Annotated in this window: 24 protein-coding genes; 14 read left to right on the top strand and 10 right to left on the bottom strand. The window is 35.4% G+C overall.

The window, feature by feature from the left end:
• Positions 1–23: 23 nt before the first annotated feature.
• The 6 genes from ACO05S_RS05170 to ACO05S_RS05195 all read left to right on the top strand — a co-directional run bounded on the left by ACO05S_RS05170 (position 24) and on the right by ACO05S_RS05195 (position 4,887).
• Entirely contained in the window at positions 24–1,541 is a 1,518-nt protein-coding gene (locus ACO05S_RS05170) for an MATE family efflux transporter (protein WP_421920465.1), read from the top strand.
• Entirely contained in the window at positions 1,516–2,214 is a 699-nt protein-coding gene (mnmD, locus tag ACO05S_RS05175) for a tRNA (5-methylaminomethyl-2-thiouridine)(34)-methyltransferase MnmD (RefSeq protein WP_421920466.1), read from the top strand. The genes ACO05S_RS05170 and mnmD overlap by 26 nt, the downstream gene beginning before the upstream one ends.
• 122 nt (positions 2,215–2,336) lie before the next feature.
• Positions 2,337–2,939, top strand: a complete 603-nt coding sequence (locus tag ACO05S_RS05180) for an FKBP-type peptidyl-prolyl cis-trans isomerase (protein WP_421920467.1) — start codon at positions 2,337–2,339, stop codon at positions 2,937–2,939.
• Positions 2,940–2,970: 31 nt separating this feature from the next.
• Positions 2,971–3,675: an FKBP-type peptidyl-prolyl cis-trans isomerase gene (locus ACO05S_RS05185; protein WP_421920468.1), complete on the top strand. Its 705-nt coding sequence runs from the start codon at positions 2,971–2,973 to the stop codon at positions 3,673–3,675.
• A 382-nt stretch (positions 3,676–4,057) separates the two neighbouring features.
• Positions 4,058–4,492 carry a peptidylprolyl isomerase gene (locus tag ACO05S_RS05190; RefSeq protein WP_421920469.1) on the top strand — a complete coding sequence of 145 codons (435 nt, stop codon included), beginning with the start codon at positions 4,058–4,060 and terminating at the stop codon, positions 4,490–4,492.
• 23 nt (positions 4,493–4,515) lie between these two features.
• Entirely contained in the window at positions 4,516–4,887 is a 372-nt protein-coding gene (locus ACO05S_RS05195; protein WP_421920470.1) for a DUF3127 domain-containing protein, read from the top strand.
• A 124-nt stretch (positions 4,888–5,011) separates the two neighbouring features.
• Here the strand turns inward: ACO05S_RS05195 and ACO05S_RS05200 are convergent, their stop codons facing one another.
• The gene (locus ACO05S_RS05200; protein ID WP_421920471.1) at positions 5,012–5,437 is read right to left on the bottom strand and encodes a hypothetical protein; all 426 of its coding nucleotides are present in this window, start codon (positions 5,435–5,437) and stop codon (positions 5,012–5,014) included.
• 20 nt (positions 5,438–5,457) lie between these two features.
• Positions 5,458–6,033, bottom strand: coding sequence for an RNA polymerase sigma factor (locus tag ACO05S_RS05205; RefSeq protein ID WP_421920472.1), 576 nt, complete (start codon positions 6,031–6,033; stop codon positions 5,458–5,460).
• Positions 6,034–6,421: 388 nt separating this feature from the next.
• On the opposite strand from ACO05S_RS05205, the gene ACO05S_RS05210 reads away from it, so the two are divergent.
• Positions 6,422–6,757, top strand: coding sequence for a DUF6249 domain-containing protein (locus ACO05S_RS05210; RefSeq protein WP_421920473.1), 336 nt, complete (start codon positions 6,422–6,424; stop codon positions 6,755–6,757).
• A 127-nt stretch (positions 6,758–6,884) separates the two neighbouring features.
• Here the strand turns inward: ACO05S_RS05210 and ACO05S_RS05215 are convergent, their stop codons facing one another.
• A complete protein-coding gene (locus tag ACO05S_RS05215; protein ID WP_421920474.1) occupies positions 6,885–8,168 on the bottom strand; it encodes a M64 family metallopeptidase in 1,284 nt (427 codons plus the stop codon).
• Between the two features lie 228 nt (positions 8,169–8,396).
• On the opposite strand from ACO05S_RS05215, the gene ACO05S_RS05220 reads away from it, so the two are divergent.
• Genes ACO05S_RS05220 through ACO05S_RS05230 form a run of 3 tightly spaced genes read left to right on the top strand, consistent with a single transcriptional unit; the run spans position 8,397 to position 10,530 of the window.
• A complete protein-coding gene (locus ACO05S_RS05220) occupies positions 8,397–9,635 on the top strand; it encodes a mechanosensitive ion channel family protein (RefSeq protein WP_421920475.1) in 1,239 nt (412 codons plus the stop codon).
• Between the two features lie 7 nt (positions 9,636–9,642).
• Positions 9,643–9,936 carry a PQ-loop domain-containing transporter gene (locus tag ACO05S_RS05225; RefSeq protein ID WP_421920476.1) on the top strand — a complete coding sequence of 98 codons (294 nt, stop codon included), beginning with the start codon at positions 9,643–9,645 and terminating at the stop codon, positions 9,934–9,936.
• Positions 9,937–9,966: 30 nt separating this feature from the next.
• Positions 9,967–10,530 carry a chalcone isomerase family protein gene (locus tag ACO05S_RS05230; protein WP_421920477.1) on the top strand — a complete coding sequence of 188 codons (564 nt, stop codon included), beginning with the start codon at positions 9,967–9,969 and terminating at the stop codon, positions 10,528–10,530.
• Between the two features lie 30 nt (positions 10,531–10,560).
• On the opposite strand, the gene ACO05S_RS05235 is transcribed toward ACO05S_RS05230, so the two are convergent.
• Complete coding sequence (locus ACO05S_RS05235) at positions 10,561–11,049, bottom strand: hypothetical protein (RefSeq protein ID WP_421920478.1); 489 nt, start codon at positions 11,047–11,049, stop codon at positions 10,561–10,563.
• A 33-nt stretch (positions 11,050–11,082) separates the two neighbouring features.
• Between ACO05S_RS05235 and ACO05S_RS05240 the strand changes: the two genes are divergently transcribed.
• A complete protein-coding gene (locus ACO05S_RS05240) occupies positions 11,083–11,673 on the top strand; it encodes a hypothetical protein (RefSeq protein ID WP_421920479.1) in 591 nt (196 codons plus the stop codon).
• A 46-nt stretch (positions 11,674–11,719) separates the two neighbouring features.
• On the top strand, positions 11,720–12,313 hold the full coding sequence (locus ACO05S_RS05245) for a hypothetical protein (protein WP_421920480.1): 594 nt from the start codon (positions 11,720–11,722) through the stop codon (positions 12,311–12,313).
• Positions 12,314–12,362: 49 nt separating this feature from the next.
• Here the strand turns inward: ACO05S_RS05245 and ACO05S_RS05250 are convergent, their stop codons facing one another.
• Positions 12,363–13,085 (bottom strand): hypothetical protein, encoded by a 723-nt coding sequence (locus ACO05S_RS05250; protein ID WP_421920481.1) that lies wholly within the window; start codon positions 13,083–13,085, stop codon positions 12,363–12,365.
• Positions 13,086–13,641: 556 nt separating this feature from the next.
• A complete protein-coding gene (locus ACO05S_RS05255) occupies positions 13,642–14,055 on the bottom strand; it encodes an HU family DNA-binding protein (RefSeq protein WP_421920482.1) in 414 nt (137 codons plus the stop codon).
• Positions 14,056–14,566: 511 nt separating this feature from the next.
• Here ACO05S_RS05255 and ACO05S_RS05260 point away from each other — a divergent pair.
• On the top strand, positions 14,567–15,652 hold the full coding sequence (locus ACO05S_RS05260) for a 3-oxoacyl-ACP synthase III family protein (protein WP_421920483.1): 1,086 nt from the start codon (positions 14,567–14,569) through the stop codon (positions 15,650–15,652).
• 326 nt (positions 15,653–15,978) lie between these two features.
• Positions 15,979–17,352: a 4Fe-4S dicluster domain-containing protein gene (locus tag ACO05S_RS05265; RefSeq protein WP_421920484.1), complete on the top strand. Its 1,374-nt coding sequence runs from the start codon at positions 15,979–15,981 to the stop codon at positions 17,350–17,352.
• A gap of 75 nt (positions 17,353–17,427) precedes the next feature.
• Here the strand turns inward: ACO05S_RS05265 and ACO05S_RS05270 are convergent, their stop codons facing one another.
• The 4 genes from ACO05S_RS05270 to ACO05S_RS05285 all read right to left on the bottom strand — a co-directional run bounded on the left by ACO05S_RS05270 (position 17,428) and on the right by ACO05S_RS05285 (position 22,489).
• A complete protein-coding gene (locus tag ACO05S_RS05270; protein WP_421920485.1) occupies positions 17,428–18,288 on the bottom strand; it encodes a tetratricopeptide repeat protein in 861 nt (286 codons plus the stop codon).
• A gap of 133 nt (positions 18,289–18,421) precedes the next feature.
• The gene (gene rlmB, locus ACO05S_RS05275; protein ID WP_421920486.1) at positions 18,422–19,162 is read right to left on the bottom strand and encodes a 23S rRNA (guanosine(2251)-2'-O)-methyltransferase RlmB; all 741 of its coding nucleotides are present in this window, start codon (positions 19,160–19,162) and stop codon (positions 18,422–18,424) included.
• On the bottom strand, positions 19,163–20,404 hold the full coding sequence (locus ACO05S_RS05280) for a DUF418 domain-containing protein (RefSeq protein ID WP_421920487.1): 1,242 nt from the start codon (positions 20,402–20,404) through the stop codon (positions 19,163–19,165).
• A 144-nt stretch (positions 20,405–20,548) separates the two neighbouring features.
• Positions 20,549–22,489: an ABC-F family ATP-binding cassette domain-containing protein gene (locus ACO05S_RS05285; protein WP_421920488.1), complete on the bottom strand. Its 1,941-nt coding sequence runs from the start codon at positions 22,487–22,489 to the stop codon at positions 20,549–20,551.
• Positions 22,490–22,566: the final 77 nt, after the last annotated feature.

Raw genomic sequence — 22,566 nt, forward strand, 5'->3', positions numbered from 1 at the left:
TGTGTATACAAGGCAGATTCGAGGTGACTAAAATCAAAGATCTTACATCGGGCAATATACTTTCTCAAATTGTAAAGTTGGCAATACCCATTATTGCCACTTCCTTTGTGCAAATGGCTTACAACATGACCGATATGGCATGGCTTGGACAGGTAGGGAAAGAAACGCTTAGCGCTGTTGGCATGGCTCTTTATCTGGTTTGGTTTGGATCTTCGCTAATGTTTATTCCAAAAATTGGAGCCGAAGTTGGCATTTCACAATCCATTGGCCAAAATCACATTCCCCATGCGCAATCATTCGCAAAGAATACTTTTGCTTTGTCGTTGCTGTTATCTACCGCCTTTGCTGCTCTTGTATGGATTTTTGCAGTACCAATTATTAACTCTTTTAATATTGATAACGAGTTTGTAAATGCTACGGCTGTTGATTATTTAAGATTTGTTGCTTTTGGTATGCCATTTACCTTTACCAACATTGGCATTTCGGGCATTTACAACGGAACCGGAAACACTCGTATTCCTTTTGTAGTAAACACCATTGGCTTGATCATGAATATCATTCTTGATCCGATCCTGATTTTTGGATGGGGAAGCATTCCGGCCTTGGGCGCAAAAGGTGCAGCAATTGCCACTGTTAGTTCGCAAGTATTGGTTTTCCTGATTTTTATTTATCACCTGCATTTTAGGCAAAACCCTTTACACATCAAAAACTATTTTGGTCGAATTCAGAAAAAATTCTTACAACCAATTTTAAAAGTTGGCGGCCCTGTTGCCTTACAGTCGGTATGCTTTGCTTTTTTAGCCATGCTGCTGGCCCGAGTATTAAACGACATTGCCAAAGGAAACGAAATTCCATTTGCTGTTCAATCCATTGGGGCGCAAATCGAAGCCCTTTCCTGGATGACTGCCTCTGGATTCTCAACTGCATTAGGCACATTTACAGGGCAGAATTTTGGTGCCAAAAAATGGGACAGAATTCAAAAAGGATTCTTTATCACGCTTGGCATTGCCGCATTCATAGGTTTAATAAGTACAGTACTGTTTCTTTTTGTTGGAGAATCAATATTTGGGTTGTTCATGAAAAACAGCGAACAAGAAGTAATTCAATTGGGCATTATATATCTTATTATCCTTAGCTTTTCGCAGATTTTTATGTGTATCGAGATAAGCACAACAGGTGCATTTAATGGTATTGGCCGAGCTATTCCTCCCGCCGTTGTTGGTATTATTGGCAATGTATTGCGAATTCCATTCGCCCTATTGTTTAGCTATACCTTATTGGATTTTCTACCCTTGTTTCAAGATTGGATCTCATCGGAATCGGTGCAGGTTACAGGTGTTTGGTGGGGAGTTACCTTTACGAGTATTTTAAAAGGATGCATTTTGTTCTTTTGGTTTTTGATACTATTATACAAACACCCGGAAAATGAGCACCCTTTGCCACTACAAAAATTTTGGATACGCTTAATCCCTTGCCGATTGCGTCAGACATCCATCATCATCAATCAACTCGAAAATGAAGAATTTAAAAAAGGAGCTTAAGCTTACCGAGGATGGTTCGCATACTTTCTACATGCCCGATTTAGATGAGCACTATCATTCTACTCACGGTGCCATACAAGAATCTATGCACATTTTCCTAAACGCAGGATTTCATTTCTCAGAAAAAGATCCCATCCATATTTTAGAAATTGGCTTTGGAACAGGATTAAATTGCTTTTTAACAGTTATAGAAGCAGAAAAACTGAACAGAAAAGTAATCTATCATTCCATTGAGCTTTATCCTTTGGAAGAGGACTTGGTAAAGAACTTAAATTATGCCGATACCGCTGGCGAAGCATCTTTTGCAATGTTTCAAAAATTACATTCTTGCAAATGGAATATAGACGTTCAAATCAATGAAAATTTCACACTTCGCAAACTTCAAGGAGATTTAATTGAATACACTTTTCCTTCGAAATACGATTTGGTGTACTTCGATGCTTTTGCACCCGACGTTCAGCCTGATTTATGGAGTCAGCATGTGTTTGAAAAAATATATCATTCCACCAAACCTGAAGCCATACTAAGCACATACTGCACCAAAGGAATTGTAAAAAACGCCTTACGTTCCGCCGGCTTTAGCATCAAGCGTCTCCCTGGCCCTCCGGGCAAAAGACAAATGCTTCGTGCTACTCGTATCGATGATTTTACATTTGAACGAAATCAAAAATAAATGTAAAAAAAGCTTAAAATCCCGACTAATTTCGAATATGTGGAGGAAAAGACTTACCTTAGTCGATCTTTAATGAAATACTGATCATAAGTCAGAAAGAAATTATCAAACAATTATATAAAATGAAGTACACTGAAGAACAAGACAAGATAAGCTATTGCCTGGGCTTAAGCATTGCAAGCAACCTAATTACATCTGGTGTTAAAACAATAAGCATCGATCCTTTCATGGATGCTCTTAATGCTGCTTTTAATGGTAAAATGCCCGAGATTTCTCCGGAAGAAGCAAACAAAATACTACAAGAATTTTTTGGTAAAATACAAGAAGAGCAAGCTGGTGCAGCAATTGAAGCCGGAAAAAAATTCTTAGAAGAAAATGCTAAAAAAGATGGTGTTGTTTCTCTTGAAAGTGGTTTGCAGTACGAAATCGTAAGCGAAGGTAAAGGTGATTTACCAAAAGGAACTGATAGCGTAAAATGTCACTATCACGGTACCTTAATTGATGGAACTGTTTTCGATAGCTCGGTAAACCGAGGCGAACCTGCTACATTCCCGGTTAATGGTGTTATTGCTGGTTGGATTGAGGCTCTTCAGTTAATGCCTGTTGGATCGAAATGGAAATTATATGTTCCTTCTGATTTAGCATATGGTGCTCAAGGTGCTGGTAACCTAATTGGTCCTCACACAACTCTCCTTTTTGAAGTTGAGTTGCTTGAAATCGTTTAATTTAAATAATAACCAAAAAATACAATTCAAAATGAAATTAAAAGTAATGTCAATTGCACTGGGATTAGGTGCTATGGCTCTTGTTTCGTGTAATCAAACTGGCAACAAAGATGTTGCTTTAAACAATGAGATTGATTCAGTAAGTTACAGCATTGGTTTAAACTTCGGATCTAACCTTAAGAAAAGCAATATCACTGAATTTAACGAAGCAGCTCTTCTTGCTGGTATTTACAGTGTAATTGAAGATGATTCATTAAAAATTAGCTTGCAGGAAAGTGGTTCTGTTATCAACAATTACATCAGAGGTCTTCAAGCTAAAATTGGCGAAGAAAATATTGCTAAAGGTGAAAAATTCTTATCTGATAATGCAAAAAAAGATGGTGTTGTAACAACCGAAAGCGGCTTACAATATAGAGTAATTACAGAAGGAACAGGAGATAAACCAGCTGCTACCGATCAAGTAAAAGTTCACTATCGCGGTACTACTATCGATGGCAAAGAGTTCGATTCTTCTTTCAAAAGAAAGCAACCTGCTACTTTCGCTGCTAACCGTGTAATTAAGGGATGGACAGAAGCATTACAATTAATGCCTGTAGGTTCTAAATACGAATTATTTATTCCTGCAAAATTGGCTTACGGTTCTCGTGGTGCCGGTTCTGATATAGGACCAAACGAAACTTTAATTTTCGAGGTTGAGCTTTTGGAAATTATTAAGCCAGAAGAACCTAAAAAATAATTGAACTGTAAAAGATTCAGGACAATAAATTAAAAACAGAGCCCTTTTTGATGAGAATCAGAAGGGGCTTTTTTTGCGAGCTGTCATTCAGAATACATCCCCGCTTTACCATGAATTGAGTCGCAGATTGTTTTGAGTATTTTGAGTTTAAATCAAGGCTAAAAAATAGAGGCATAGCCTTAGCTACGGCCATATTTTTTTTTTAAAGGAAGAATAAATTCATGGCAATACCAGTATCATACATCGCAAGCCAACAATTTTTTAAGCCCATATCTTTTTTTTAGATTTGCATTCCTTTGCAACTACCAACACGATGTTGTAAATTTAAATCTTGTTTTCTATACCAGAAAACTGATAAAAATAACCAATAAAACAAATCGTCATGTACGCTGAAATTCATACCGAAAAAGGAGTAATGAAAGTAGAATTCTACGAAAAAGATGCTCCAAAAACTGTAGAAAATTTTGTAAACCTATCGGAATCCGGATTTTACGACGGACTAAACTTTCACCGTGTAATTCCTAGCTTTGTGATTCAAGGTGGCTGCCCCGATGGAACTGGTGCAGGCGGCCCAGGTTATTCAATCGACTGTGAATTGGATGGAGACAACCAATATCACGACAGAGGAGTTCTTTCCATGGCACATGCTGGCAGAAACACAGGTGGATCGCAATTTTTTATTTGCCACAACCGCGACAATACCTCTCACCTGGACAGAAACCATACTTGTTTCGGAAAAGTTGTTGAGGGTCTTGATGTAATTGATGACATCCGCGCCGGAGATGCAATTGAGAAAGTTGTAATTGTTAAAGAGTAATCCAAACAGATAATTAGATACAGATGAATTTTGAAATCAACGGAAAAGTAATCGTTAAAGATGATACTCAACAAATTAGCGATCGCTTTAAGAAAAGAGAGTTTGTAATTGAAGTAGAGAATGAAAGAAATTCGGAGTGGAACGATTTCATTAAATTCCAATTAACACAAGACAGATGTGACCTTTTAGAACCTATTTCTTTAAACGAAGAAATTAAAGTTTCTTTTAACATTCGCGGTCGCAAGTGGGAAAAAGATGGAAAAGTAAGCTACTTCTCTAATTTGGAAGCTTGGAGAATTGAAAAAGTACAAGCCGAAGCAGCAATTCCCGAAATGCCCGAATTTACTGCTGATGATGTTCCGCCAGCTCCGGAAGAGGACGATCTTCCTTTTTAATTAAGATATCAGAACCGCTCCCAACCGAGCGGTTTTTTTTATAAAAAAACTGCCCTTCCAAAGAAGAACAGTTAATCGTCAAAAAAATATTGAAAAATCCGGTAGGCACCGGCTGTGTTTGAACTTACCTAAAGTGAATAAATTTATTTAATATTTTATCGAAAGCCGCCAAGGATGCCATAGCAACCACAACAATGTACACAATAACCGGAACATCCGACAAGCTTACAAAAACGCCATTTAGCAGTTGATTGATAGGTGTTAAAAACAGTTTATTCAACTGCACAAAAAACGGATGATCAAAATCGCTCACCAAAGTTCTGACATCAGTTCCTAGTAAAATCAATGCCAACACGAATAATAGCCCAATTAAGCCTAACCATTGCTTTCGCGATCTGGTCTGTTTTACTTCAATTGGTTTTGCCAACCAATCTTGCATTACCTCATCCATTACCTTGTTGGTGAACCTTCCTGATGGTTCTTCCAATTCTATATCCTTCATTAAATTCTTAATGAATTCGTCTTTATAGATATCTTCTTGTTTGCTCATGGTTTTCTATTTTTAGAAATCTATAATAATGTTTTTAGTTCTCCTTGCAGAATCATGTCCAATTCTGAATACAATTTCTTTCGTGCACGATGTAACTTTACTTTTACATTTGACTGACTTAATCCGGTAACGGTACAAACCTCTTCCACCGAATGTTCTTCCAAATAAAATAGACTTAACAATGTTCTGTCCTGTGCGCTCAATTGCTGCAAAGCTTTTGCAAGATATTTTTTCCTTTCTTCAGATTGCAACTCCTGCAAAGCCGATTGAGTTGATTTTACATTTATCGAAGCAGAATAATCTTCATCAATTGAGCTTACTTCAAGCTTTTTTTTTCTTAATCTCGAAATTGCAGTATTATAAATGATTCGATAAACCCAAGTTGAAAATTTGGCATCTCCTTTATATGTATCAATCGCTTGGTAGGCTTTTAAAAATGCATCTTGAGCAACTTCCTCGGCATCTTCTCGATTACCCATTAATTGCAAAGCCACATTAAATGCCATTTTCTTATACTTGTCAACAAGAACCGCATATGCGCCAGGATCTCCTTCCTTTATTTTTGCAATGTAATAGCTATCTCTTCTTATTGCCATATTCAAACAAACTTTCAACCATCAACAAAAAAGAATCCTTTAAAAAGACAATCTTTTGTTGTTAAATGTTGCTTCGAAATCAAAATTTTAATGCTTTTATTAAATCATCTGTAACTTAGACGCACAAGCTTTGCATTCAGTTACAGCCTAAAATAAATAACGTGAGTTCGACGTAAAATAAGTATAAACTCTCTTTTCTCTCACTCAACAAATACAAGATAACGCAATGACTTTCATCCCGAATAATATATAGCATTAAAACTTTCTTAAAACTTTTTGTAACCCAATTAAAAGAGGTGGCGTCATAAGAATGAAAGCAAAAAATCAGTACTCGATTTTAGTTTGTAAAGTATAAATTAATTAAAAGTATAACCTTAAATCACATATTATGGATATCACACCAGTAGTAGCAATAATTTCGGTATTTGGAGTAATTCCTTTGGTTGTTTATTTAGTGCACCGTCACAAAGAAAGAAGAGCATTAATTGAAAAAGGAATGGACATAAGTTTATTGCAAGGAGAAAAGAAGTGTAGCACACTTGAAAGCTTAAAGTACGGTATTTTATTAATTGGACTAGCTGTTGGAATCTTAATTGGTAACATTTTGGATGCTTACACAAGACTAAACGAAGAAGTTTCTTACTTTTCAATGATCTTTTTATTTGGAGGCTTGGCGTTGTTAATTTTTTACAGTATTGCTAAAAAACAAGAAGAAACAGAGTAATTAAAAGCAATTCCCCAAACAAAAAATGCGCCTCATCATTGAAGCGCATTTTTTTTACATGTATTTTCGAAAGCTAAAGTATTACCGCTTTATTGTGAATTAGACTTGCTTGATGGCAATACCGGTATTATTCCCCAATATGGTAAAGAATCATTTGTTCGATAGCTCTTTGGCAAACTGGGCAAAAATGTTTCTCCTTATTCGATTTCATTTTACAATCTTGAACAGGTGAATAAATGCCCTTTGCCGAATATCCTCCACCTTCATAAACTCCTATTGTTTTTTGAAACGCCGGGGTTCTTGGAGTTGGAACGGGTGTTGATTCATCCAGCATATCTTTCCATTTCGAGTCAAAATCAACCATAGTTGTAATATTTGGTTCCCATGGCTCAATTTCCAGATTGTAAAAACCATCGTAAGCAACTTTAGAGTTGTAATACTCATCAGCCAAACCTGCAAAGCCATGCCCAAATTCATGACTTGATACTTCGTAGGTCAACTCGTTATCAGCCGAACAACTTGAATAGTAATTATAGAATCCTCCTCCACCATATCGGTCAGTATTAATCAGCACATAAATCTGATCGTAAGGTACGTTGGCGCAAATATCATGAAGGGCTTTAATATCGAAAGTTGTTAAATAGCGAGGCACATCAAAGGTATAGAAAGTAGTGTTTACCGCCGTATTCTTATAAATATTCTCTCCTGGCACATCTGTCCCCGATTCTTCTGATACAGATTCCAATGCATAGATATTAAATCGTTTTGCATATTTATTAAATGGAGGTACATCCATTAAATAACCTGCAACTCTTTTTACATCAGCCTTAAATTTATCAATTTCTTTGGTGGTATATCCTTCTGCAATAAAGGCAATATCAACACTTTCTTCCGTACTGCCTTTCCCCATAACTTTTGTAAACGGAACAGGTATTGGCTTGTCTCTGATTATAAAATAATTGGTGGGATCAATTTTATACTCCCATATTTTCTCCATTGTACCATCCCACTTTCTCGATTCCAAAACAAAGCGAGCCGTTTTTTTGGGAAATGGCATCACATTTACCTGATAGAAAGCCCTTTTCATCTCTTTTGCTTCAGCAGTGGTTTGCCATTCCTGAAACAATGAATTGAAGCCTTTGGAATAAATCAATTCGTTTGATTCAACATCATAAAGTTTAAAGCAGAAGGTTCCATACCCAAATTTATCAATCAAATTTACCGTACTACCTCCCCAATGTGGTTCTTCTTTTAATTCTTTTAAAAATACAGTTTGAGATTTAGCATCCCCACCCATCAAATAATCAATGCGCAGCGTTTTGTTCTCGAAGTATTTTTCAAATTTGTCTTGCCCTTTGCAAACAAAAGCTATGACAATAAGTACCAGAAAGAGTGAAGACTTTAGTTTCATTTTTAACTTTTTTATATGATTTTTTAAATGCCCTAATTTATTCGAACTTGATTAAAAACACAAACCAAGTTATTATTCACGAACTAAAATTGCGATGAAATTCAATTTCTCTTTGATAAAGATTTTCCTTCTACGATATCTGTACTTTAAAAATGATTTCACACTTTTCTTTTCCTGATCGAAATAGATATCTTAGGTTTTTAATTTTTACACAAATATTATTACAAAATGAAAGAACTTTTGGGAGTTCAATTAAAGAACTGGTTAATTAACGAAGGCATTTCCGATTATTGGGCCATAATCTTGCAATCGGCCATCGCCATAATTATCGTATTAATTATTGCGTGGATCTCTGATATTATTACAAAAAAAATTTTAATGTCCTTTATCACCCGTGTGGTTCGGAGAACAAAAACTCAATGGGACGATATTCTTTTAGAGAGAAAGGTTTTTAATAAAATCTCACATTTCGCACCGGCTTTAATCATACATTCAAGCGCAAGTTATATCGATCAAGAAAGTTGGAGCAAGGTTATTGAAAATGGATCAGTAATTTACATGATTGTTTTGGCTATTATGCTTGCCAATACATTTTTAAATGCCGGTAACGACATTTACAATACCATGCCTGTTAGTAAATCGCGACCAATAAAAGGCTACCTGCAGGTTATTAAAATATTTGTTTATTCATTAGGAATTATATCCATTATAGCCTTAGCATTTGGCGAAAATCCTTTAAAAATAATTGCCGGAATGGGAGCCTTTGCTGCCGTTATTCTATTGATTTTTAAAGATACCATCTTAGGGTTTGTTGCCTCCATACAACTTTCGGCCAACAAAATGGTGAATATTGGCGATTGGATTTCTATGCCATCAAAAGGCGCCGATGGAACTGTGATTGATATTAGTTTGAACACGGTTAAAGTTCAAAACTGGGACAAAACAATTAGTACAATTCCTACCTATGCTTTGGTTTCAGAATCATTTAACAATTGGAAAGGAATGGAAGAATCGGGAGGTAGAAGAATTAAAAGACATTTAAACCTTGATGTAAAGTCGATTTACTTTCTTTCCGGGGATGACATGAACAAGTTTGAGAAAATCAAATTGATTCAGGATTATATGAAGGAAAAGAAGGAAGAAATTAAAGCTGCCAATCCCGAAGGTGAGATCCCTGTAAATCAGAGAAGGTTAACCAACATTGGTACATTTAGAAAATACATAGAGGAATATCTGCACAATCATCCAAAAATTCATAAAAATATGACCTTTCTGGTTCGCCAATTACAACCATCAGAAAAAGGTTTGCCAATTGAGATCTATGTATTCTCTAACGATCAGGCCTGGGCAAATTACGAAGCGATACAAGCAGATATTTTCGATCATATTTTTGCCATTGTTCCTGAATTTGGTCTGAAAGTATTCCAAAATCCAACTGGGGATGATTTCCAAAAACTGATGAACTAAAAAACTAATGAAAAATATATTTAAGAAGCTTACTTTTTTCGAATCACTAGGTTGGTTTGGAAACATTATTCTTAGCATTGGAGTTATTCCACAGGTTGTGCAAACCTGGAAAACACATGATGTGGATAGTTTTAACTGGCCTTTTCTGCTGATGTGGGCTTTTGGTGTGCTGTTTACTTTTATCTATATTGTGAATGGTGATTTAGAGTCTGGCAAAAGACAATATCCCCTTTGGTTAAATTATTTGGTAAATATTATAGCTACTTTTTATTTGTGCTATGCCAAATTGATATACTCCTAAATTTTAAACTAAGCTTAAACCAAAATTGATATGAAGAAATTATTTACACTTTTCATTATACTTAGTAGTTTTTATTCATTTGCTCAAACAAAGGTAGGTGGTGTTGAATTGCCATCGGAAATGATGGTGAAAGAAACACAAATGCATTTACAAGGTGCAGGAACCAGAGTAAAACTTTGGATGGATATGTATGCAATGGGTTTGTATTTGGAAAATAAAACCACAGATGCAACACAAATCATTAATGACGATAAGTGCATGGGAATTAGACTTGAAATTATTTCTGGCTTAATTACTGCTGAAAAAATGGAAAAAGCAATAAGGGATGGATTTAAAAATTCAACCCAAAACAATATCAAACCAATTGAATCCAAAATAAATGATTTCCTCTCCGTTTTTTTAAGCGGAGTAGAAAAGAAAGATGTGTTTGAATTTGTTTACAATCCTTCGGAAGGAAGCTTGGTTTACAAAAATGGAGAACTTAAAAAGGCAATTGATGGATTGGATTTTAAAAAAGCACTTTTTGGCATTTGGCTTTGCGATAAACCTGCCGATAAAAATTTAAAAGAAGATTTGCTTACAGAAATGGAGTGATTTTCCAATCACTCCATTATACTTTTCTTCTTACTTCCAGGAATACCCAATTCCTACTCCGAACCAATGATATATTCCATCCTTGTTTAGGAGGGGATAATAATTTATATTGAAGAATACACCTTTGTTTTTAGGTGTTATTCTAAGGCCGGCTTTCGCATATGGCATAATTCCGAAATTATTGATATCTTCCAGCAGTGCATTATCTTCACCTTCAGAATCATCGTGAATTATTGCGGATGTTAAACCAAGTCCGTATTCGAATGCGAATTTATTCTTCCCTATTAAGCCATTTACTTCCAATGGAATTAATGTTGCCATAGGTAAATATGATATTCCTCCCCTCATTCCGAGTCCATCATTACCTGGTTTAAATCGAAAGTCATAATTCACCGAACCAATACCACCGCTTCCCAATAATTCTGCATATACAACTTGCCTTTTGTTTATTATTTGACTGAATGCATTAAGAGATATTATTACTAATAATAATGTTAGTGCTATTTTATAATTTTTCATATTTTTATGATTTATCTTAAAACTTGCTTAAATATGAATAAAGTTTATGTTTTACTTATGGTGTTCAGCTTTATATCTTGTCGTGCGCCTCAATTCTCTCACATTTATCATTCTGCATACACCAGTTTAGATTTACGAAATGGCAATTGGCTTGTTAATTGCACCGAAAGTGATATGAATTTAACAAACGAAGATTCATTTGCTGAGATAACAGTAAAGTACTTCACAAAATTAGGTATTGACTCTATTGATAATGCGAGAAAATTAACCCTTCATTACATAACTCCAGAACACTTAACTTTCATCCCTTCTACAGAAGTGTTAAACTTACTTAAACAAACCACCAAATACAATTATTTAGTTAATATTAAAGCAAACAATATAAGTAATATTGATTTTGATATGGGAAGTATTGATATCGTAAAAAGAACTGTAAAAACCGAACTATGCGTTTACGATATCAATACTCAATCTTGCATTTATCATCAACAAGTTAATGCTCTGGTAAGAGCAGAGAAAAATCCTGATGAGAAATTAATCTATTTTATCGATGATCTTGAACAATTAAAATTTAAGGCTTTAAGAGAACTATTGCAAGACATAAAAAAAAGATCATTAAAATGAATTATTTCAATTACATTGCCTGTATTTTAATCTCAAAAATTTAAATATGAATCGAATCTGCATACTATTTATAATCATTATTTGCACATCATGTGTAACTCCACATTTTACTCATACTTATCAATCGGCATATACAAGTTTAGATTTACAAACCAACAATTGGTTGCTTAATTGCAATAGCGGTGGAATGCATCCTGTTAATGATAAAATTTTTACAAAAAAAGCCATAAACGGTTTTTCCAAAATGGGTATAGATACCATTAATAATTTTAAAGACACTACTCTCAAATACATTACCCCTTCTTTGTTATCATTCAATACGCCGGAAGAAATATTAAAAGTTTTACGATCAACAACCAATTACAATTACCTTGTTAATATATTGGCAAAAGAAGTACACAATAATTACTTTTCGATGGGTGGTGCAAGCATTAAAAGAAGATCAGCTAAAATAGAAATCAAGGTTTATGATCTTGCTACCCTTAAATCCTGTTATCACAAAAAAGTAATTGCAAGCGTTCGTTTTGAAAAAGACAAAGAAAACAATATTCTGTATTTCATTGATGATGTAGATCATCTAAAAATTAAGGCTCTTCGAGAAGCTTTAAAGGATATTAAAAAGAAATCATTTACTAAATAACAGAAAAAGAGGAAGAACTTAACATCTTCCTCTTTTAACTCTCAAACATTTAAAACATTAAGCCAAGCTTTACTCCCAAAGAATGGGTGTAAAAATCTCTTACCCGATTGCGATTGTGAATTTCTCTGGTTTTCTTTACCTCTCCATCTTTAAGGTAGGTTAACTGGTAATTAAGGCTAAGGTTAAGAGAAGTTTTTTTTCCCAATTTAATGTTCCTACCATAGCCTAATTCTCCAAGTAATGTTTCCATACCATTGTACCCATCCATTGCTTTTCCGGCATTAAAAACCAGGTAATTTCTATTTGCTTTATCGCCAAAATATTTTCTAACATCTAAAACTACCGGCCACTCTGTTACCGGAGCCAATTCCAAACCAATTCCAAACCCTACACTTAAATTATTTGTAACAAACCAGGCATTGGTGTACCTAAAGCCAAAAAAGTTCTCTGGTGTATTAATTACATGAACACTATTGCCCTGTTTATTTTTTGCCAAATACTCTTTTAAATGTTCTTCATCATTAATATGCACAAAATACAATCCACTTTCGGTGTATTTGTAAAGGCTGTCACCAACTTGAATTTCGCCATTTTCATTTAAAAGGCTGGCGAATTCATCATCAGCAACCAATGTTTCAAGTTCTTCGTTAATATCTTCTTCGTTTGAAGATTTTAACTTATCCGTTTTGGGGATAACATTCTGCAATACGGGCCTATTATTTCGTTTCTGAAGATAATTATTAATTTTTTCTTCGTCTTCACCATTAACCATTGGTCTAAACGAAAGAAAACCTTAGTTGTACAAGTTATCCATCTGTAAAAAAGTACTATCAAGATCTTGACTTTTCATCCTGTCAATCTCATTGTTAAGTCCTCTTTTCGATGCAAACTTCAATCTTCCATTTTACAATGAGTAATCAATTACCTGTGCAGTTACTTCTTGATTTTCTTCATTTAAAGAATCTGTTATTTCATTATTATCACATGCGTTAAATACAAATAATTAAGGAAGAAATAAGTAATAGATTATTTTTCTCATTTTAATAAAATTTCATAGGCAAACTACCATTCTTTATACAAGTGTCAATTGTACAAATCACCTTATTTAGGTAGCTTTGCAATTGCAGAGTAGCATAGCTACCAAGTCGCTTTGTTGTTAGGATGGCATTAGATTATCTAAAACACAAAGCGGCTTTTATTTTCTTAAAGTCAATACATTATTATAAAAACATCTAAATCTTTTTAATAAAAAGCTTAAACATTTTTTAATAAAATCAAGGTTTTATTTTAAAAAGTCTTGATGTTTTTCAGAAAATACTTGGATTTTATTATTCACTTACAATTATACTTTCTTGTGAATTGGATATTTTCTCAAATTTGGCACTAGCCAATTCATCTTTAAATAGTTTTCCCGGGCGGAAATTAACTTTTACCCCATTAATATGGCTGGCATTTAAGTCTTCTGCTTTTTCTACAGCTTCACTTTTTGCTGTTAAGCCCATATTGCCAAATTCTCCCAGATCTACTGTGTAACCGTCGAGCAAAGTTTTTGGGACAATTTGAAGGAATCCTTCTATAACCGACATAATATCCATCTCATTTAAACTAGAACGATCGGCAATTTCTTCTGCTATAAAACGAATGTTTCTCTTTCCTTTTGTGTTAATAGATGCATAATACTTTGCAGGTGCTTGTCGGTCTCTCGGGTTTTTACGCCCAATACTCTTAAAATTAATACTCATTTTTAAAGGTTTTTAAATTAGTATTTTGTTTTTTAGAATTGTTTTAAGTTAACATTTTTCAAAAATAACAACATTGTTTTCATTTGCAAAATTTTTTTATTGTTATTATATAAATACGTAATTTCAGCTTTTAATCACGTAATTTCGGTTTCTAGTCACGTAATTTTATCTATTTGAGAAATCTATCAATAAAAAATAAAATTAAAACCAATACATGAATATCTTACTTAATCATGTAACACATACCATAAATTCCTTCAATTAAAAAAAACGTATTTTATTACGACTTATGCTTTTGCTTTGACTGTATCTATTTTATTCGACAACAGGTGCAATTCCGCTCTAAATAATGCTTTTGCCAAGGGGGTTCGAAAAAAAACTTTATCTTAGCACCCACACCAAACTTACCGTTCTTTGGAACGAAACTCTTAACGATTAAGAATCTGTTTCTTAAGGTATTGCCAAGTGCTTTGCAATTTACACCTGGTTATGTGAAACAAAAACAAGGATAATGAGTACCAAAAGATTTTCGAAGATTATTGGTTCGGGCAGCTATTTGCCAACCATTCAAGTTAAGAATGATCACTTTTTAAATCATGATTTTTTTGAACCAAACGGACAAAAAATTGAAACTCCAAACGAGGAAATAATTGAAAAATTCCGCGAAATAACCGGAATTGAAGAAAGAAAATATGCTACTGAAAAGCAACAAGCTTCTGACTTAGCATATTTGGCAGCCAAAGATGCACTAGAATCATCAAATATTGACAAAGAGAGCATCGACTATATATTAGTAGCGCACAACTACGGAGATATCAAGCCAAACTCAACTTTAACCAACCAACTACCGTGTTTGGCAGCAAAAGTGAAGAATCTTTTACAAATTGAAAACCCAAAATGTATTGCCTATGATATCCTATTTGGCTGTCCGGGTTGGGTGCAGTTAATGATACAAGCCAATTACTACATTAAATCGGGTGATGCCAACAGAGTGTTGGTGATTGGTGCAGAAACCCTTTCTCGTGTTTGCGATCCGCACGACCGAGACAGTATGATTTATTCGGACGGTGCCGGTGCAACTATTCTTGAAGCTGTAGCATCGGATGAAGAAACAGGAATCTTATCGCATGCCATGAGAACCGACACAAAAGATCAAGCCTATTTCTTAAGATCTGACATTTCGGACAATGCTGATTATGAACGAAACAGCAATAGCCATTTCATTAAAATGTTTGGTCGCAAGATTTACGAATATGCCATTACCAACGTACCTGGCGTAGTAAAGGAAAGCATCGACAAGTCGGGATTGCATATCAAAGACATTAAGAAAATCCTGATCCATCAGGCAAACGAAAAAATGGACGAAGCCATTGGGAAACGACTGTTCAGATTGTACAAAGAAAGAGAAGTTCCCGAAGATATCATGCCTATTATTCTTCAAAAAATGGGAAATAATTCGGTAGCTACCGTGCCTGTTCTTTACGATCAGATTGCCAAAGGAACATTAAATGGCCACGAATTAAAGCCTGGCGACTATCTTGTTTTTGCATCGGTAGGTGCAGGAATGAATATTAACTCTTTTGTGTATAAAGTATAGCCTAATCTTTATTTAAAAGTTAAAACTCATCTGTTTTTTTCAAAAGATTTACCTAAAAATATTGGTTTCAAAATATATTTTTCTATATTAGCAGGGTTGAATCTGATGAAAGCCAGAAGATAGAAGGGATTGAAGAGACATAAGATGCCATCAGATTTAATTTACAAATTTGAATCTAACCCTAAATTACTATAGATATTACCCGAATCAATACCTGTTGATTCGGGTAGTTTTTTTGCTCTTTATGCAGAGAAAGAATCCAAATTGACACTCTTAAGCGGGTAGCCTAAAAAATTCCTTTATCTTTCGGCTCTAATTTTAGTCCGATGAACCAAGTATACCAGATATCTCTTATTGCCTGCCTTATTTTTGCCATATTACTATTTACAGGATTAGCTTATAGCTCTATCATTTTTTATAAAGAAAAAGAGCAGAGGGCAGCATTTAGGTCTTTATTATTATGCCTGCTGTTGCCTCCCGTTTACTTTATAAGTTGGTATTACAATTGGCAAATTGTTGCCTTTGTTCTTACTCTTGATCTTTTGTTTACAGGCATCTTGTTTTTTATTCCTTTCGGGAAAAAGGAAAACATTACCGATGAAGCTCCCAAAAATCAGATTGATGAAAGGGATATCATGTTTGCACGAAATGAACTAAAAGAGAATACCAAGCGATACGAAGAATACTATTCTAAAAATCCCGATAAACTGGCTCCGGACAATAAATTTAGAGAAGAACCTGGCTTAACGGCCGAAAAATCTATATTCTATAACGAATTAGCATGCAAAGCTGCCAATGCAAGTTTCTTTACTGTTGAGCAATTTCATAAAGCAGTTGATGGCAAAATCAATCCAATTCAATCTAATGTTAGCAAAACTGATTTGAGTAAGTTCCTAAAAAACTGGAGCAAAAAGCTGGGAGCACTAAATGTTGGCATTGCAGAACTACAAAACTACCACTTTTATTCTCATAAAGGAAGAGGCGAAGAATATGGAAATCCTATCGAAAGTAAGCATACTTATGCTCTTGCTTTTACCGTTGAAATGAACCAGGAAATGGTTGCATCAGCTCCTCAATCACCAATTGTTATGGAGTCGGCTCAACAATATTTAGAGGCAGGCCGAATAGCCATTCAATTGGCACAGTTTCTAAGAAGTTTAGGCTTTTCGGCCAGAGCGCACATCGATGGTAACTACCAGGTAGTTTGTCCGTTGGTTGCTCGTGATGCAGGATTAGGCGAAATCGGAAGAATGGGCTTGCTTATGACTCCTAACGAAGGTCCACGAGTTAGATTAGGAGTAGTAACAACCGAATTTGAGCTAGAAGCCGATAAAAGACATAAAGACCATTCGATGCTGGATTTTTGTGTAAAGTGTAAAAAATGTGCCGACGTTTGCCCAAGTAAATCCATTTCTTTTGATGAGCCCAAAACGGTAAATGGCGTTAAACGCTGGCAAATTAATTCGGAATCGTGTTTTACCTATTGGTGCAAGGCAGGAACCGATTGTGGACGATGTATGGCTTGTTGTCCCTATTCTCACCCCGACAATTTTCTGCACAACTTTATTCGATTTGGGATTAAGAACTCATCCCTTTTCAGGATTTTGGCAGTTCATCTGGATGATTTCTTTTATGGCAGAAAACCCAAATCAGCAAATCTTCCAAACTGGATCCCTGAAAATAAAAAAGCGCAGAAATAATTATATCTGCGCTCTTTTTAATTCCCTTGTATTATGACGATAAGTCTTAAACTCTTTTGTCCTTTTGAGTTTAATTTATTGATACTGCTTTGCTGTATTAAAATCGTTGCACTTTTTGTATAAATTGTAAAGAGCATTCTTCACATTTTTATTGGGCTTGGCTTTATAGGCTATTAATAACATGGGCTCCGCTTCGCGCATTTTTTTTCGGTACACAGCCAACTTTTGCTTGCATTTCTGATAATCATCATCCGTAGGTTTTGCCAAAGCTTCATATTTTTCAACTGCTTTATCGTAAGCTGCATTTGCCTTTAAAAACAGAATCATACCCAAATTCATATTCGAAGCCGCATCATCAGGTTTACACGCTATGGCCTTGCGATATTCTACTTTTGCATTCTCGATATCTTTTAACTTTTGGTGCGAAACCGCTTTAAAATAGTGATACTTGTGATTATTTGGATACCATTTTATTAGCTCTTCACAAACAGGCAGTAATTTTTCAAATTGCTTCGAGTTCATATACAGATACGACAAACTTTTTACTGCCTTTTTATGTTCGTGTGGCATATTTTTCTTTTTAGCCAGTAGAACATATTCCTGCCCTTCAATATCCTTTTCTGATTTATAAATTGCCATACATTTTGCGTAAAAGCTGGGTCCGGGAGTTCCCATTTCCATAGCTTTTCGATAGTTCTTTTTTGCCTCTTCAATATTTCCCAACTCTTGATTACAAACACCAATATAACCATAAGCCCACGACCTCTGCATTTCGTCTCCAATACCACTATCAACCAATTTCTGATAATCACTTAAAGCTTCTTGATAATTTTCTTCGAAAAACTTACTGTTAGCCTTGTTCAATTGGCTATCAAAATCTTGTGCATAAACAAATACCGACAGCATTAAAAATATTGATGTTAATAATCCCTTCATAGTTCAATTTCTTTTATATTCTTCTATTACCTTGACGTTTAATATGGGCTTTAGGGTGAATGTATCTACAAATTTAGTTATAAAAAAACGCAGAAAACATATCTCTGCGTAAGCTTATTTTGATCTCGCAAGATTATTTTCTTTGCCTTACCGCCTCATAAACCATTAGTGATGCAGCAACAGATACATTCAGCGATTCAATTTCACCTAAAATAGGAACCTTCACTTTTTCATCTGCCAATCGAAGTAATGCCTCATCGATACCTGTATCCTCCGATCCCATAATAATGGCAGTTGCCAAAGTTAAATCAGCATCGGTATAATACTTCTCGGCCTTTTCGGTTGAAGCTACAATTCTGATTCCTTCTTTCTTCAAATTACGAACAAGAGTCTTCAAGTTTTGTACCCTACAAACCGGAATTTGGTACAAGGCTCCGGCTGATGTTTTGATAGAATCAGGGGTTATCTTAGCCGAATTCTTAAATGGAATAATAATGGCATCAACACCGGCACACTCGGCAGAGCGAGCAATGGCTCCAAAGTTTCTTACATCCGTAATCTGATCCAAAATCAGGATCAAAGGAGTTCTACCCTCTGCCATAATCTGTGGCACCACATCTTCAACTTCCTGGTAAGCAATCGGAGCAATTAAGGTAACAACCCCTTGGTTATTTTTTTGATTTAAGGAGTTGATTTTTTCACCTGGTACAAATTGGTACTCCACTCCTTCATCACGAATCAAATCGAATAAATCCTGATACAAGCGACCAGTTAATCCTTTACGGATTAATACTTTTTCAATTTCTTTACCACTTTTAATTGCTTCCATTGTTGCTCTAATCCCGAACAACATTTCTTGTTTTTGCTTAGCCATTTATCTAATTCCTTGATTTTTACTTAATTGCGGTTTCTCTTTGTAGCTTAGGTGTCTCCACAAGCATTCCAATGGTCCCATCTGGTAATACTTCAACCATATCGATGATGATGTCATTTGAAAAATCCAGATCCCGAGCATCCAAAAAAGCAATTCAAATCTGGTATACTCGCCAAATAATCCAAATCCGTAACTATAAAAAATGATGGAACAAATTACGGATTGGCAAAGGTAGTTTGTAAAAGCCAATCGACCAACTGCTTCGAAAGCTTTCATTAAAAATTTCAGCACATTTAATTCATAGATCAAAATGATTAAGCCTATGTAACCAAGCGCAGTAAACACACTCGAAAAGTAGTTGTATTGATATCCATATTTAAAATAGTGAACCACTTCCCATCGGTTTTGAATCATTTCCTGAACTCCATGATTGGAAATGAGTGTTCCTACTCCTATCCCAACTAAAGCCATAACAGCATAAAATAATTTTGTTTTTTTTGCCGATAAGATTCCTCGATTCAGAAGTACCATTCCCAATAGCATCATGCCTGTGGTCCTCCAAATGGATAGCAGAAAGAAGGAGCCTATCTGATAATTCAGATTCAATTGAGCCCTTTTTACAAAGATATCGAACCACGAACCATTCTGGTACAAATCAATTTCGGCAGATATTACCTCATCCGAAGGGAAAAATTCAGCCAACGATTCTTCCACCATGCTTTCAGGCATTGTCTCAAAAAACCTTCCGATGACATAAAAAAACAAGATGGGAACCAAATATAAAAATGCAAAAAGAACCAATTTCCAAACATCCTTCATTTTACGCATCAACACAACGATTAGGCCAATAATCGAATAGGATACCAGGATATCTCCAAACCAAATAAAATAGGCATGTATCATTCCAAAAAGCAGAAGCCACATCATTCTTCGGGTGTGAATTTTTGAACCATCTATTCCTTTTTCTGTCAAACGATTAACAAATAAAAGAATACCGGCACCAAACAAAATAGAGAAGATCGTCATGAACTTTAGCTCTGCAAACACATGAACCAACCAATAGGCAAAACTGTCCAATCCACTCATTTCTCCCAACACCAGCGGATTGGCAAATGATGAATCGGGCAAAGCAAAAAGTTGAATGTTAATAAATAGAATTCCTAAAAGGGCAAATCCACGTAAAATATCAAGAGATTGAATTCTTTCTTTTAGGCTAGTTGGGGCAGCATGTGGGTCTTGCATTTTTTTTCTTTTCAAGGTAAGAAGAAAGAATGAAACGCTAAGTCGCCAAGACGCTAAGTTTTTAATCCCTAAAAATTAAGATGATCTATAATTTTCGTCGTTCCTTCGTGTTGAAAAATATTTCTTCCTGTCTTCGTGCTCAAATTACTCCCCTCTTTCAGCAACTAACTCTTCAAGCTGTTCATTGTATTCTTCCCAAGCCATCATTTCATTCTCAAGCTCTTGCTTTGCATCCTCGTATTTAGCAAAAAGAGTTTGATCTTGCATTTTCTCAGGATTAGAAAGTAAATCCTCCATTTCTGCAATTTGCTCTTCGTATTTGGCAATGTTTTCTTCTGCTTTGGCAACATTGCGCTCCATTTTTGTAATTTTTTTGCTCAGCTCTTTTCTTTCCAGATAGTTCAATTTATTCTCGGATGGAGCTTCTTCTGTTTTCTCCTGAACAATAGCTTTCTTCACCTCTAATTCTTGAAGTGATTCCATTCTTTTGGCTCTAAGGAAATCATAAATCCCGCCAAGGTGTTCCTTGATTTTTTTATTTGCAAACTCATAAACTTTTGAAGCCAATCCATCCAAAAATTCACGGTCGTGAGAAACCACAATCACGCTTCCTTCGAATTGCGATAAAGCCTCTTTCAACACATCCTTCGATTTCATATCCAAATGGTTGGTAGGCTCATCGAGCACCAATAAGTTTACGGGTTCAAGAAGTAGGCGAATCATTGCCAAACGGGATCTTTCCCCTCCTGATAGCACTTTTACCTTTTTATCAACATCCTCGCCTCTAAACATGAAAGCGCCCAGAATATCTCTGATTTTTGTTCTTACATCGCCAACGGCAACATCATCAATGGTATCGAAAACACTTTTGTTTTCATCTAATAGCTGAGCTTGATTCTGAGCAAAATATCCAATTTTTACATTGTGTCCTATCTTACACAAACCACTGTATTCAAGCTCTCCCATCAAAACCTTAACCAGTGTTGATTTCCCTTCTCCGTTTTTTCCAACAAAGGCAAGTTTCTCTCCTCTTTCAATAACGAATTCAAGCTCACTTAACACCAAATGATCGCCATAAGCTTTACTCAAATTCTTGGCTTCACAAACCAAATCGCCTGAGCGTGGAGCAGGTGGAAATTTCAAATTCAATTTCGACATATCCTCTTCATCCACCTCAATCCTGTCCAGCTTTTCGAGTTGCTTAATTCGTGATTGCACCTGAACTGCTTTGGTTGCCTTATACCTAAATCTTTCAATAAAATCCTCGGTATCCTTAATCATTTTTTGCTGATTAATGTAGGCTTTCATTTGTTGCTCTCTGCGTTCAGCGTGCAAAACAACATATTCCGAATAAGGAACTTTATAATCGTATATTTTTCCAACAGAAATCTCCACCGTTCTATTGGTGATGTTATCCAAAAATGCACGGTCGTGCGATACCAAAACCACCGCTCCTGGATATACTTTTAAAAAATCCTCAAGCCATTGAATCGATTCAATATCCAAGTGGTTGGTAGGCTCATCTAACAGAAATACATCCGGACAACGAAGAAGAATTTTTGCCAGTTCGATACGCATTCTCCATCCTCCACTAAATTCTTCGGTTTGCCGGAAAAAATCTGTCCGCTTAAAGCCAAGTCCTATAAGAGTCTTCTCAGCTTCGGCATCCACATTCTCACCCCCCATCATGTGGTAACGGTCGTTTTTATCGCTTAAGCGATTAATCAGTTTCATGTACTCTTCCGACTCGTAATCGGTGCGCTCAGCGATTTCGGCATTAATTTTTACAATCTCTTTTTCAAGACCTAAAACTTCCTCAAAAGCAGTAAGGGTTTCCTCCATCACCGTTCTACCATCAACATGATTCATTTGCTGTGGCAGATATCCAATCTTAATCTCGGAAGGTATGGACACATTCCCTTTGGTAGCCCCCTGTAATCCTGCAAATATCTTCAACAAGGTTGATTTGCCAGCTCCATTCTTTCCAACAAGGCCAATTCTATCCCTTGAATTCACAAGAAAACTAACCTCTCTGAAAAGAGTAAAGCCACCAAATTCAACTGTAAGATTATTTATAGAGATCATTCTATTCCGATTTTAGATGTGGCGACAAAAATAGTGAACTATTGTGAATGAGCAATGAATAATCTCAAAATGAGGTG

Source organism: Marinifilum sp. (assembly GCF_965230805.1).
In the GTDB taxonomy this organism is placed as follows: Bacteria; Bacteroidota; Bacteroidia; order Bacteroidales; family Marinifilaceae; genus Marinifilum.